Annotated in this window: 11 protein-coding genes; 4 read left to right on the top strand and 7 right to left on the bottom strand. The window is 33.1% G+C overall.

What is annotated here, in order from left to right; translation table 11 throughout:
* The first annotated feature begins 58 nt into the window (after positions 1 to 58).
* Both AMD28_RS08225 and AMD28_RS08220 read left to right on the top strand, forming a co-directional pair.
* Entirely contained in the window at positions 59 to 2,476 is a 2,418-nt protein-coding gene (locus tag AMD28_RS08225) for a sodium-translocating pyrophosphatase (protein ID WP_055443671.1), read from the top strand.
* A 76-nt stretch (positions 2,477 to 2,552) separates the two neighbouring features.
* Positions 2,553 to 3,557: an App1 family protein gene (locus AMD28_RS08220; RefSeq protein WP_055443670.1), complete on the top strand. Its 1,005-nt coding sequence runs from the start codon at positions 2,553 to 2,555 to the stop codon at positions 3,555 to 3,557.
* Between the two features lie 33 nt (positions 3,558 to 3,590).
* Here the strand turns inward: AMD28_RS08220 and AMD28_RS08215 are convergent, their stop codons facing one another.
* The 3 genes from AMD28_RS08215 to AMD28_RS08205 form a co-directional block, all read right to left on the bottom strand.
* A complete protein-coding gene (locus AMD28_RS08215; protein ID WP_055443669.1) occupies positions 3,591 to 4,238 on the bottom strand; it encodes a hypothetical protein in 648 nt (215 codons plus the stop codon).
* 644 nt (positions 4,239 to 4,882) lie between these two features.
* Entirely contained in the window at positions 4,883 to 5,497 is a 615-nt protein-coding gene (locus AMD28_RS08210; RefSeq protein WP_055443668.1) for a deoxynucleoside kinase, read from the bottom strand.
* Positions 5,498 to 5,500: 3 nt separating this feature from the next.
* Positions 5,501 to 6,280, bottom strand: coding sequence for a hypothetical protein (locus tag AMD28_RS08205; RefSeq protein WP_055443667.1), 780 nt, complete (start codon positions 6,278 to 6,280; stop codon positions 5,501 to 5,503).
* A gap of 161 nt (positions 6,281 to 6,441) precedes the next feature.
* Between AMD28_RS08205 and AMD28_RS08200 the strand changes: the two genes are divergently transcribed.
* Positions 6,442 to 7,341, top strand: coding sequence for a GLPGLI family protein (locus tag AMD28_RS08200; RefSeq protein ID WP_055443666.1), 900 nt, complete (start codon positions 6,442 to 6,444; stop codon positions 7,339 to 7,341).
* 42 nt (positions 7,342 to 7,383) lie between these two features.
* Positions 7,384 to 10,080 carry a TonB-dependent receptor gene (locus AMD28_RS08195; RefSeq protein WP_055443665.1) on the top strand — a complete coding sequence of 899 codons (2,697 nt, stop codon included), beginning with the start codon at positions 7,384 to 7,386 and terminating at the stop codon, positions 10,078 to 10,080.
* 251 nt (positions 10,081 to 10,331) lie between these two features.
* Here the strand turns inward: AMD28_RS08195 and AMD28_RS08190 are convergent, their stop codons facing one another.
* The 4 genes from AMD28_RS08190 to AMD28_RS08175 all read right to left on the bottom strand — a co-directional run bounded on the left by AMD28_RS08190 (position 10,332) and on the right by AMD28_RS08175 (position 13,432).
* The gene (locus tag AMD28_RS08190) at positions 10,332 to 11,303 is read right to left on the bottom strand and encodes an HTH domain-containing protein (RefSeq protein WP_055443664.1); all 972 of its coding nucleotides are present in this window, start codon (positions 11,301 to 11,303) and stop codon (positions 10,332 to 10,334) included.
* 214 nt (positions 11,304 to 11,517) lie between these two features.
* Positions 11,518 to 12,285, bottom strand: coding sequence for a hypothetical protein (locus AMD28_RS08185; protein WP_055443663.1), 768 nt, complete (start codon positions 12,283 to 12,285; stop codon positions 11,518 to 11,520).
* Positions 12,282 to 12,539 carry a hypothetical protein gene (locus AMD28_RS08180; RefSeq protein WP_055443662.1) on the bottom strand — a complete coding sequence of 86 codons (258 nt, stop codon included), beginning with the start codon at positions 12,537 to 12,539 and terminating at the stop codon, positions 12,282 to 12,284. Before AMD28_RS08180 ends, AMD28_RS08185 begins: the two co-directional genes overlap by 4 nt.
* A 140-nt stretch (positions 12,540 to 12,679) precedes the next feature.
* Positions 12,680 to 13,432, bottom strand: a complete 753-nt coding sequence (locus tag AMD28_RS08175) for a hypothetical protein (protein WP_161804628.1) — start codon at positions 13,430 to 13,432, stop codon at positions 12,680 to 12,682.
* Positions 13,433 to 13,440: the final 8 nt, after the last annotated feature.

Raw genomic sequence — 13,440 nt, 5'->3', positions numbered from 1 at the left:
TTCTGATTGATTTTATTACTTTAGCAATCGTTAAAAACTAATCAAACTATAAAATAATATGGAATCAATGATGATTTATATGCCAATTATATTGGCAATTTTAGGATTAATTTACATGGTTGTAAAAAAATCTTGGGTAATGAAACAAGATGCCGGAGATGGTAAAATGAAAGAGATTTCAGATCACATCTACGAAGGTGCACTTGCTTTCTTAAATGCCGAGTACCGTTTGTTAACATTCTTTGTCGTTGGTGCGAGTATTGTTCTAGCAGGTATTGCTTTTTATATGAATAGTACGTATTTAATTGTAGTTGCCTTTATTATTGGAGCTATATTTTCTGCATTTGCAGGAAACATGGGGATGAAAATAGCAACGAAAACAAATGTTAGAACAACACAAGCAGCAAAAACAAGTTTGCCAAATGCATTAAAAGTGTCTTTTGGTGGAGGTACCGTTATGGGACTTGGAGTGGCTGGTTTAGCAGTATTAGGTTTGACCCTTTTCTTTATTATATTCTTTCAATTGTTTATGGGAGGCGAATGGACAAACACTAGTGATATGACTATTGTTCTAGAAGCATTAGCTGGTTTCTCTTTAGGAGCAGAATCTATAGCTTTGTTTGCAAGAGTTGGTGGTGGTATTTATACCAAAGCTGCTGATGTTGGTGCAGATTTAGCAGGAAAAGTTCAAGCAGATATTCCAGAGGATGATCCAAGGAATCCAGCAACAATTGCAGATAATGTTGGTGACAACGTTGGGGATGTTGCAGGTATGGGAGCCGATTTATTTGGATCTTATGTGGCAACCGTTTTAGCCGCAATGGTGTTAGGGAATTATGTTATTGAAGATATGGGAGGAGCAATTCAGGACGCTTTTGGTGGTATCGGACCAATTCTTTTACCAATGTCCATTGCTGGTGTAGGAATTATTATTTCTCTTATAGGAACTTTATTAGTTAAGATTTCATCTAATGATGCAAAAGAGGCAGATGTGCAAAAAGCACTAAATATTGGAAATTGGGCATCTATCGCAATGGTAGCTATTGCTTGTTTTGGATTAGTAACTTGGATGTTGCCAGAAACCATGCAAATGGATTTCTTTGGAGAAGGCGTTAAAGATATTTCTTCTATGCGTGTCTTTTATGCATGTTTAGTTGGTTTAGTTGTTGGTGCTGGAATTTCAGCTTTTACAGAATATTACACAGGTTTAGGTTCTAAGCCAATCCTTAAAATAGTACAACAATCTAGTACTGGAGCCGGAACAAATATTATTGCTGGTTTAGCTACTGGAATGATTTCTACTTTCTCTTCTGTATTATTATTTGCGGCTGCAATATGGGCATCTTATGCATTAGCAGGGTTTTATGGTGTTGCTTTGGCTGCTTCTGCAATGATGGCAACTACAGCGATGCAATTAGCAATCGATGCTTTTGGACCAATTGCGGATAATGCTGGTGGTATTGCCGAAATGAGTGAGCAAGATCCTATCGTTAGAGAGCGTACAGATATTTTAGATGCTGTTGGTAATACAACTGCTGCAACAGGTAAAGGTTTTGCTATCGCGTCTGCTGCATTAACGTCATTGGCTTTATTTGCGGCTTATGTAACTTTTACTCGTATTGACGGAATTAACATCTTTAAAGCGCCTGTTTTAGCCATGTTATTTGTTGGAGGTATGGTACCTGTAGTATTCTCTGCTTTGGCTATGAATGCGGTTGGAAAAGCGGCAATGGAGATGGTAAACGAAGTGGTAAGACAGTTTAAAGAAATTCCAGGTATTATGGAAGGAACTGGAAAACCAGAATACGATAAATGTGTTGCTATTTCTACCAAAGCATCCTTAAAAGAAATGATGTTACCAGGAATATTAACTATAGGTTTTCCTATTGCAGTGGTGTTGGTTGGTAAATTAGTTTATCAAGATAATAATATGTTAGTTGCCGAAATGTTAGGTGGTTATATGGCTGGTGTTACCGTAAGTGGTGTGCTTTGGGCTATTTTTCAAAATAACGCTGGTGGTGCATGGGATAATGCTAAGAAATCTTTTGAAGCAGGAGTAGAGATTAATGGTGTAATGACCTATAAAGGTTCTGATGCGCATAAAGCAGCAGTAACTGGGGATACAGTAGGAGATCCTTTTAAAGATACTTCTGGACCATCGATGAACATCTTAATTAAACTGACTTGTTTAATTGGATTAGTAATTGCTCCTATTTTAGGTGGACATACCGAAGAAGGTATGGCTAAAACAACTGAAATTTATAAAGAAGTAATCGTTGAAGCTAATGTAGAGGTTTTTAAGAAAGCAGCTATTGAAAAAATGGAAGACGGTAGCGCTAAAGCTACAGTAAAAATAGTAACGGTTACCAATGGCGTAGAAGAAGTGGTAACAAAGGTTTACGAAGGTACTATGGATGAGGTTACCAAACAAGTAGAAGCTTTAGGAGGAGATATTAAAATAAAATTTTTAGAATAAATAATAACAATTATTTTTGTTAACAAAACCACGCTTTATGCGTGGTTTTTTGTTATTTTGAAGTAATCTAATAGGTATGAGATTATTTAGAAAAGATCCGGTTCAAATTATTGCATTTCAAAGCTATGGCACAGATACGCACTTTTACTTGCGTGGAAGAGCGCTAGAAGATGAATCCATAGATTTAGAACACCAAGGTTTTTTTAGCGTGTTAGTGAACACTTGGAAACGATTAGAAAGTGATGAATTAAAACATGTTGGTATTACAGTGCAATTACCAAATGGAAAGTGTTTACAAACCACAAGTGATAATCATGGGTATTTTAAAGTAAAAGCCAATGTACAAGATTTAAAAGCAATGGCTAATGCCGAAGGTTGGTTACACTGTGAAGTTGCTTTTAATGATGCTTCTATTAAGGGAGACATACAAAAGGATAATCGGTTTCCTGCAGAAATACTGATACCTTCCAGTCAAGTAGACTTTGGTGTTGCTAGTGATATTGATGATACTATTTTACATACCGGAGTAGTTTCTACCTTAAAATGGCGTGTGCTTTATAATACTTTTTTTAAATCTGCAAAAATGCGTTTGCCTTTGGAAGGTGCTGCCGATTTTTATCATTTATTACATCGCGGGAAATCTGGAGCAAATGCCAATCCCATATTTTATGTAAGCCATAGTCCGTGGAATTTATACCGCTACTTAGAATTGTTTTTAAAGCAAAATAATTTTCCGAAAGGTCCCATATTATTACGAAGCTTTAAAGATGTTTTTAAACGTAAAAAAGCAGATGAAAAACCGCAAAAGCAAAAAGAGATTTTAGATTTATTAAAGACGTATCCCGATTTGCCTTTTATCTTAATTGGCGATAGTGGGGAGCATGATCCGGATATTTATATAGAAATAGCCGAGTTGTTTCCTGGACGAATAAAAGCCATTTATTTACGTAGTGTAAAGCACAAAAAGAAAATGATTCGTGTAAAAGGATTGCTAGAAAATTATAAAACAACACCTGCTTTATTAGTAGAAAGTAGTGCGCAAGCCATTAAACATGCTCGTGAAAATGAGTTTATAAAATAAACATTGACTTATTACTCTTTTAAGATTTATACCTTAAGAATAACATAATTTAGCAAACTGAAAAAGAGAAGCAGCTACTAATAAAACACCAATTATTCGATTGATTTTTGTGGTGGTATTTTTCATTTTAATTTTTAGTCTGTGACTAAACTTTCCATAGCCATATAAGGTTATTGCTTTTCCGGAATAGATACCAAAGAGGAACGGAATCAATAATACATATGCCATGCTTATGTCTAAATAAAGCATTTTTTTGTTTAAAAAAGAAAGAACCAAAATCCAATAAATCAACACGGTTGGATTCACCAGTCCCAGGATAAAACCTAGCATTTGTTTCGAAAGGTTAAATCGTTTTTTTATAATAATACATTCGTCATTTTCATCTTTAATACATTCCTTTCTTCCTGAAAGAAGAATAATTCCAACGACTAATAATAGTAATGCAATAGCAAATTGCATCCAAATGTTCCTGCTAATAAAGTTTTCAATTTGCAGATTAAATTGAAGGGCTATTATTACTAAAATGATTTCGGCTAAAGCTGCGGTGTAGATAATTTTTAAAGCACTTTGAATGTTTTCTTTTATGGTGGTATTAATAACCGCAACATTAGTGGTTCCTAATGGCAGTGCGCCAATTATGGCTGTAATAAATCCTAAGAATAAGTAGGTTATGGAAGTCATACGTTTTCTGTAATTCTATGGATTAGAAGTATTGGTTTTTAAACATAACCATTTTCTAATCTATAGTAATCCTGCAATTTTTATGGTTTTTATTGTCGGATAGTAGGTCGGCAAGGATCGCTTGACCTTTCATTTTAATTAAGGATAGTAATGTTCCTAATCGGAATATTTGTATAAAAATAGCAGCGCAGTTTCCTTCGTGAATAAAAGCTATTTATTTGCGTAGCGTAAAAACAAGTAGAAAAGGATTGGCGTAAAGGTTTGCTAAAATTACTATTATTACCAGCTCCTTCCTTTAGCTAAAGGAAGGTGGGTTTTGCTTCAGCAAAACTCGGATGGTTTGTAGAAAAAGGCGTAGCTCTTTTTTAATAAGCAAGAGTAAGGCGTTAGCGATAGCAACGGCATCCTTTTTATTTGTCGTTTTGAGCCTTAATGGGCTTGAAAAAATAGTATAACAAAGTTCGCTTGCCATGTAAATGGAGCGTTTGTTAAATAAAAAGATATAGTGAATAGCGCGACCCTTGTGGTAACGCCCAGCCTTCGCTAAAGCTTCGGTTGGCTAACCAAACATTCGTTTATACTTCGGTTGGCTAACCAAACATTCGTTTATACTTTGATTGGTTAATCTAGAAATAATTTCTAGACTAAAATAATCCGTTTATTTCTGCGTCAATTTTATTTAAGATAAATCCTAAATCTTCTGGGTTATCTACAAAATCAAGGTTGTCTACATCAATAATTAAAAGGTTTCCTTTGTTGTACCCCGTTATCCAAGCTTCATAACGCTCATTTAATCTGCTTAAATAATCGATGCTTATCGAGTTTTCATAATCGCGACCACGTTTGTGAATTTGCGATACAAGGTTAGAAATAGAACTACGTAAATAAATAAGTAAGTCTGGACCTTCTACAAAACTTTCCATAAGATCGAAAAGCGATTTGTAGTTTTCAAAATCACGATTGGTCATCAAGCCCATAGCGTGCAAGTTTGGTGCAAAAATATGTGCATCTTCATAAATGGTTCTGTCTTGAATGATGTCTCTACCGCTTTTACGAATATCGGAAACTTGACGAAACCTACTATTTAAAAAGTATACCTGTAAGTTGAAACTCCAACGTTCCATTTGATTGTAAAAATCGTCTAAATAAGGGTTGTCTACAACGTCTTCTAACTGGGCCTCCCATTTATAATGTTTGGCTAGTAATTTTGTAAGCGTGGTTTTACCAGCACCAATGTTTCCTGCTATAGCAACGTGCATATATTATTTAGTTTTTAGTTGAAATTTAGATAAGATTTCCAATTGGCAAATATACAAGGTTTCATTGGTTAGTAAAAACTGATTTATTAACAAATTTGGTATTTTTATTTCTTGTAATACTTCGGTGTTTTTCTTTAAAAAGTAAAGTGCATTTTCTTTTTTTAATACCAGGTTTCCGTTGTCTTCCTCTATGGCAGTAAAGCCTTCGTTTTTAATCTTTTGCGTTAGGCTGCCAAAATAATTGTATTTGTAGATGTAGTTTTCGGTTAAAAGCCAGCAGAAATTAAAGTTGCTTTTTAGGTCTAAAATAGCAGATTGAACAGGTAATGTAGTCGCTCTTGTGTTATTGGCTTTATAATCATACAGCTCTAATTGTTGGGTGTCTAGATTAAAAATCCAAAGGGTATTATCGTTTCCTGTCGAGATATGCGACACGCTTTTATATGGTTTTGTGGTATTGAAGTCTATTTTGAAAATTTCGGCTAAGCGATTATCTAAAATAATAGCCGTATTAAAATCTTTATAAAAGACATTTATTTTTAACGGATTAAATGCATTTGCTGAGGTGATTTCTCCCAATTGTACATTGCTGTAATTACTAGACTTGGTGTTGCTCTTTTTATAAAATACGTTTTGCTGAATGTGATATTGCGTTCCAAAATTATCAATATCTACAATTTGCTGTTTGGTTAATGTGGTATCTTTTATAAATGTAGCTGGTATCGTGTTTTGCGCACGAACAGAAATAACAGTTAAACACAGGAAAAGGAGTATATATTTCATAGGACTTGAAAAGTACAAAAATTGCGCCAAATTTGTTTAAAATAATATTTTCATTTTAAGAATACTTTAACATTTGTGAATTAAACGTTTTACTGTTTTTAAAGTCTTACTGTCATTATTAAACCTAATTTTATAAAACAAAAACTACAAATAATTCCATAATGAAAACGTATAAAAAACTATCTATTATCTGCATCCTGTTTTTCTCTGTAGCAGCAACCTATGCGCAACAAGACTTTCAAGGTAAAGCCTATTACGCATCTAAAACTACTGTAGATATGGACAACTTTGGTCGTCCAGACATGTCGCCAGACAGAAAAAAGCAAATAATGGAACGTATGAAAAGCTTTCTTGAGAAAACCTACATTCTTACGTTTAACAAAACGGAATCTATTTATAAAGAAGAAGAACAATTAGCTGCTCCAGGAGGATCTCAAGGTAGAGGTTTTGGAGGTTTTGGTGCTAGTTTTGTTGCAGGAGAGCAATATAAAAATGTGCAAAGCAATGCGCTATTACAAGAACAAGAGTTTTTTGGAAAACAATTTTTAATTAAAGATTCGTTAGCGCCATTAAAGTGGAAAATGACTGGGGAAACCAAACAAATTGGTCAGTATATGGCTATGAAAGCTACAGCAATGAAACCTGTAGATAAATTGAGTTTTTCAAGTTTTAGACCAGGACCAAGAGGTGGTGATAAAGAAACAGCAGATAAAAAAGGCGATTCTACCAAAGTAGACAAGCCTGTGGAAGAAAAAGAAGTGCCAAAAGAAATTGAAGTTACTGCTTGGTACACCATGCAAATTCCAGTAAACCAAGGTCCGGGAGAATATTGGGGACTTCCAGGTTTAATACTAGAAGTTAGTGCAGATAGAACGACTGTTTTATGTACTAAAATCGTTTTAAATCCTACAGAAAAAGAAAGCATCAACGCGCCGTCTAAAGGTAAAGAAGTTACCAAAGATGAATACGCAGAAATCGTTACTAAGAAAATGGAAGAAATGCGCGAAATGTACGGAGGTCGTGGTGGTCGTGGAGGCGGACGTCCAGGAAGAGGTCGTTAATCCAGTAAAATATTCCATTTAAACCAACCTTAAATTTTAAAAATGAAAAACCTTTTAACGCTACTAATCTGTTTAGTAGCAAGCACCACTTTTGCTCAAGTTAGAGTAGAAGGAGTAGTGAAAGATAGTATTGGTAACCCTTTAGAACTTGCCAATGTTGTTGCCATAAATCAAGAAACAAAAGCATTAGATTCTTACGGAATTACCAATGATACCGGACGTTATAAACTCTCTTTAGAGAAGAATTCTAGCTACCAAATACAAGTGAGTTATATTGGTATGAAAACTACCGAAGACCTTTTTAGTACCAAAGAAGAAGACCTTACTAGAAATTATACCTTACAAGACGATAATACTTTAGACGAAGTAGAACTAGTCTATGAAATGCCAGTAACCGTAAAAGGAGATACCATTGTGTATAACGCCGATTCTTTTAAAACGGGAACCGAAAGAAAACTAGAAGATGTTTTAAAGAAGCTTCCTGGAGTAGAAATTACCGACGATGGTGAGATTGAAGTAGAAGGAAAGAAAGTCACTAAAATCATGGTCGATGGTAAAGATTTCTTTGACGGAGATACCAAATTAGCGGCAAAAAATATTCCTTCTAATGCCGTAGATAAAGTACAAGTACTTAAAAACTTTAGCGAAGTAGGGCAATTAAGTAGTGTTACCAATAACGATGATAATATTGCGATTAATATCAAACTGAAAGAAGGAAAAGATAAATTCTGGTTTGGAGATATTACGGTTGGAGCAGGAATTGCAAGCGATGACGGATTGTACAAAGTGCAACCCAAGCTGTTTTTCTACAGTCCGAAAACAAGCATCAACTTTATTGGAGATTTAAATAATACGGGAGAAATAGCCTTTACACGTAGAGACTATTTTAATTTTACTGGAGGATTTAGAAACCTAAGTCAGAGTAGTGGAACCAATATTAGTTTAGGGGATAATAGTTTAGGTTTTTTAAATACAACCAATAATAAAGCCGAAAGTATCGATACTAAATTCGCTGCAGCAAACTTTAGCCATGCGCCAAACAAAGCATTAACGTTAAGTGGATTCGGAATTTTCTCCGGAACCAAAACCGCAATTCGTGAGAATAATGAAGTTACCTATACCGATGATGAACTGAGTATTCCAGACGAGTCTACTACCAATTACACCCAACAAGAAAGTAATTTAGGTTTACTAAAATTAAGTGCAGTCTATAAACCAGATGCGAATAATCAATTGGATTATGATATCTTCGGAAGGCTATCGAAGCAAACACAAAATCGTTTTTTCAATTCTTCTGTTTTAGGACAAGTAGATCAAATAGAAGAGCAAACCCCATATAGTATTAATCAGAATTTAAATTACTACTATACCTTAAACGAAAACAATATTTTCTCTTTCGAAGCACAACATTTACTACAAGACGAAGATCCTTTTTACAATGCCTTTATTGAAGACAAAGCAACCTATTCTAACACGGCAAGTGCTTTAGGATATGATAACGCACAAACTGCTTATGATGCTGCACAAAACAAACGTGTAAAGTCCAATAAATTAGATGCCAAATTAAATTACTGGAATGTACTTAACCAAAAGAGTAATCTTAATTATACCGTAGGTTTGGTATATAGCAACCAGAAATTCAATTCGGAGATCTTTCAAATTTTAGATGATGGTTCTCAATATGATCCAACACCAGCCGAAGGTTCCAATACCAATTTTGTAGATTATACGTTTAGTGACGCTTATGTAGGCGTGCATTATAACTTAAAAGCAGGAAAGTTCACATTAACACCTGGTTTTTCGGCACATGCTTACAATACCAAGGATACGCAATTTGGAACTACAAACTCCAACAGTTTTGCTAGAATTTTACCAGATGCGACTATAAGATTACAACTTAAAAAGAGTGAAAATCTAAACCTGCGTTATTCCATGCAAACCAATTTTACCGATGTTACGCAATTGGCAGAAGGTTTAATTATGAATAACTACAGTTCCTTATTTTCTGGAAATCGCGAATTAGAAAACTCGTTGTCACATAATTTAAACCTATCGTATTTTAGTTTTAATATGTTTAATTATACCAACGTATTCGGATTTTTAAACTATTCTAAAAATATCGATGGCATTAGAAATAGCACCGATTTCGAAAGTGTAATTACCACTTCCACACCTTTTAATTCCGATTTTGCAGACGAGACTTTTTCTGCTCGTGGACGCTTTGAACGTCGTTTCGGAAAAATAAAAGCCAACCTTTCTGGATCTTGGAGCTGGGCAACCTTTAACCAATTTGTAGGCGGAAATCAAAGTGAAAACAAAAGCTTTACACAAACCTATGGTTCTCGAGTAAGCACCTTTTTTAAGAATGCACCAAACGTAGAATTGGGGTACGACTTAACCATCAACGATAACGATCAAGGAAATAACAACACCAAGTTTTATACCCACAGACCATTTATAAACGTGGATGCTGTGATTTTAAAAGACTTTAGTTTTGTTACCGAATACAGTTATTACGATTTTAGAAACACCGAAACGTCATTGAATAAATATGGCTTTTTAGACGCTTCTTTAACCTATCAGAAAAAAGATAGCTCTTGGGAATACAAAGTAGGTGCAACCAACTTGTTAGACACGCAAAGCTTGAGCCAGAGTAACACAGGAAACATTTCGGTGAGTAATAGAGAATATTACATACAACCACGTTATGTGGTGTTTAGTGTGAAGTATAATTTGTAATTCCCGCGAAGGCGGGAACCCCATGAAGCAACTGGCATTTCGAGGAGGAAACGACGTGGTAATCTCTCAAAATGAACCAAAATCTCTATAATTTGGGCGTTACCCTACTTCGCTGAAAAGCTACGTAGCGTCAGGCTGTACGTTGTATCTTTTGTAAAAACAAAAGGATGCCACTGCCATCCTTAACGCAAAAAAACCTTCTTGGAAAAAGAAGGCTTTTTTGGGTTGGTTATTATTTATATTTGTGTGTTCTACACAGTTTTTTCTTCTTCTTCTTCTAACGGAATATTCTTTTCCTTACAATACTTTTCAATTTCGGAATCTGTTTTAAAATAATCGTCACAAAAACTTTCAAATTCCTTTTTTGTTCCTTTTACATACTTTTCAGGAGCAATTAACATAGTTTCGGTTTGTCCAATAAATTTTTCAAATTCAGTATTTATTTCGCACAACTTGTCAATTGTCTTAAAATCCAATTCTTTGTAAGTTGGTTGAAACAAAATTTTACTTTCGTATGGGTTTCCGTTTAATTCTATAATTCCAATTCCGAAAGATTGGTTAAGTCGTTCCATTTCATTCATTAAGTTTTTACTTATCTCAAATGCAACTAAATATCCATAATTCGCCCAACTTGAATTCGAAACAGCTTGGAAGAAGCATTTTTTCAATTCGTAGTCAGATTTTATTTCTCTTTTTAATTCGTACGATATCAAGTTAAATGCGTCTGCTTTATTTATAACTTTTAATAACGCATTACTTGATGAGTTTTTAAGGTTCAAAAAGTCAATTCCTAACATATCCGGATGAATCCATTTTTGATGGTCATCTTTACTATTCGCTGATTTTTCGTGGAATATTGTTTTCGAGTATATATTTTGACTTTTTAAATATGAGCTTAAAAGTTTATGTAAATCTCGTTCTTGATACTTTTTTGAAGCTGGTTTTTTAATTAAAGATTCCTTTTCAACAACTTCGGATAAATTTAACTCGCTTTCGTATTTTGCTAAATAGTATTCAAATCCTTTTTTTCCTTTAACTCGCTTAACTCTTGAGTCATTTTGCCTAATAAAATGCCCTAATTGAGCTCCAATTGTATCAGAAGGAGTTTTTGCATTTCCCCAATCAATATAATTCTTTTCGTCAATCATTTTCAGAACTTCCAAATATGTGAAAGAACCAATGTTGTCTTCTAATACTTTTAAAATAGCTTCTTTTATAGTCATTTATTCGTGTTGTTGGTCAAATTGTGTAAAACTCGTTATATAGTAACATTTATCAATCATAGCCAGTAACTAAATCTGTTTATAGTAAAATTAATGGTTCGTATATTCTGTAAAGTCGTTCTAAACAAACCTACCATTTACAAACACCAAAACAAATACGTACTTCTACGTATTTTTTTTTGTTAGCTTTTACAAGCAGTAAATTGTATAAGTTTTAATCCTCCATTTTCATTTCCTCTAATTCATTAACAGCCTTTTGATAACTGCTCATTATGTCATTTTCCAAAATCGAAGAATCACTAAATTTTATATCGTATTTTGATTCATTATTTGGATCAGGTATAAAGAATACATAATATGTGTTTTCAGTAAAATTTCCAAATCCATTTTTAGCCTCAATATCTAGAGTTACTAATGTTGTTTTAGTTTTTACATATTTATTATTTTCATTAAAATTCTTATGTTTATGAATATAAGCTTTGTTGAATTTTGCTGAATTTGGGTTTTTTAGATTGTATTTCGCTTCCTGAATAGCACTTTCATAAAAATAGCTAACATCTTTAATTGTATAACCACATTCATAAATAATACCTTTAACTGCAAAGTTTTGAGAAATTTCTATGTCCTTTTGGATTCTATCAATTTCTGATTTGGATAATTCGATTTTTTCAAAAATCAAACTATCATTTGTTTCAGTCATTACGACATTATTATTTAGTGTTTTAAACCAAATTGTGTCGGTTTTTAATTCGTTCGTTTTATAAAGACCATTTTCATTTGACTTAAAAAACATAAAACTCCAACCACAAGTTTTTAAACTATCTTGATTAATGGCAACTATTGTGTCATTGATGAAAGTCAGATATATTTCCCTTTCGTTTTCGATTCCTTTGTAATAGTTGTTTTTTTTATTAAAATTAGAATTCGATTGACAAGAAATTATTAAAATTGTCAAAAAAGAAAGGATTAGAATTTTTTTCATAATTCGTTTTTTTCATTAATTAAACAATGTCCACATAGTTTTAGATTCCTGTTTGGTATTAATGCACCAAAGGAGATTGCTTCATTTAAAGTAGAAAAATAACCAAACCATCTATCATTGGAAGAAGGGTTTTCACGAAGCCATTGATTTGTTATTTTAGTATGTCCTTCGTTGGCGTGTCCACATTCTGATTTATGCACAACGGCTTTGTTTTCAGCTCTCCAGTTTTCATAAATTAAAAATCTTTTCTCCATTATTATAGTATTTTAAAATCTATACTTCTCCAGTTCTTTGTATTTAGGCTAGAACTAGAAATAAATTATATAAGGTGTTGCAAGCGGTTTTTAATGAATCAATAAAAAATACAATTCATTTTAAGGTATATATAATATTATTATTTATTCAATAAAAGTTCATTGTAATGCTTAAGTGCGTTTAAAAGAATTTCTGCATTTCCATGACCTTTTACTTTTATAGTAAATTTGTATTTACTACTCCACTTATTTTTTTTAGAATTTATTAACCTTGGAATATATGCGTTAAGGTATGCGTAATTATGACCTCGATAAGAAATTTCATGAAAATCACAATAACCTGAAAAGTCGTGTAAAAAAAAATCAATCTTTCTTCCAGGTTTATCTTGCCAAAATTGTCCAAGATTATCAATCTTATATAATCTTAAATAATCACCTTCAAATTCAGCGATTAATCGCATTTGATCATTATTGTTAAACTTACCTAATGAATTACTACGGTTAAAGCAAAAACTATCTATGGTCTTCTTAATTAGCGATTTTGTTTCTTCTAGATTATAGTCCTTTAGCGCTTTTATTATTTTAAAATAATCATCATCACGTTCATAATCATCATTACCTACACTTTCAAAAGATTCATTATGTACACCTTGAAAATATTCAACGCGACCGGTTTCATATGAAATTCTAGAAATATCTTTTTTAGAAATAGTGTAAAGCGGACCATTTACATGGTCTGTTCTTTTATATTTAATTTCATTAATTTGAACTTCTAAGATTTTAGAATAAATAGAGTCACCATCTTTTTTAACAATAATATCTTGAGAAAAGGATAAAAAGCTACTGCTAAGAAATAATAAGGACAAAATTTTATGCATAATTAAATTTTTCAAATGTTGGG

The sequence above is a fragment of the Lacinutrix himadriensis genome (assembly GCF_001418105.1).
GTDB classification, from domain to species: Bacteria; Bacteroidota; Bacteroidia; order Flavobacteriales; family Flavobacteriaceae; genus Oceanihabitans; species Oceanihabitans himadriense.
This window is presented reverse-complemented; position numbering and strand designations above follow the sequence as displayed.

Coding starts and splice junctions, on each gene's coding strand:
- AMD28_RS08210 (WP_055443668.1), bottom strand. CDS start 5,497: ATGCACGTTGCTATAGCAGGAAACATTGGTGCTGGTAAAACCACGCTT.
- AMD28_RS08220 (WP_055443670.1), top strand. CDS start 2,553: ATGAGATTATTTAGAAAAGATCCGGTTCAAATTATTGCATTTCAAAGC.
- AMD28_RS08200 (WP_055443666.1), top strand. CDS start 6,442: ATGAAAACGTATAAAAAACTATCTATTATCTGCATCCTGTTTTTCTCT.
- AMD28_RS08215 (WP_055443669.1), bottom strand. CDS start 4,238: ATGACTTCCATAACCTACTTATTCTTAGGATTTATTACAGCCATAATT.
- AMD28_RS08185 (WP_055443663.1), bottom strand. CDS start 12,285: ATGAAAAAAATTCTAATCCTTTCTTTTTTGACAATTTTAATAATTTCT.
- AMD28_RS08195 (WP_055443665.1), top strand. CDS start 7,384: ATGAAAAACCTTTTAACGCTACTAATCTGTTTAGTAGCAAGCACCACT.
- AMD28_RS08225 (WP_055443671.1), top strand. CDS start 59: ATGGAATCAATGATGATTTATATGCCAATTATATTGGCAATTTTAGGA.
- AMD28_RS08205 (WP_055443667.1), bottom strand. CDS start 6,280: ATGAAATATATACTCCTTTTCCTGTGTTTAACTGTTATTTCTGTTCGT.
- AMD28_RS08180 (WP_055443662.1), bottom strand. CDS start 12,539: ATGGAGAAAAGATTTTTAATTTATGAAAACTGGAGAGCTGAAAACAAA.
- AMD28_RS08190 (WP_055443664.1), bottom strand. CDS start 11,303: ATGACTATAAAAGAAGCTATTTTAAAAGTATTAGAAGACAACATTGGT.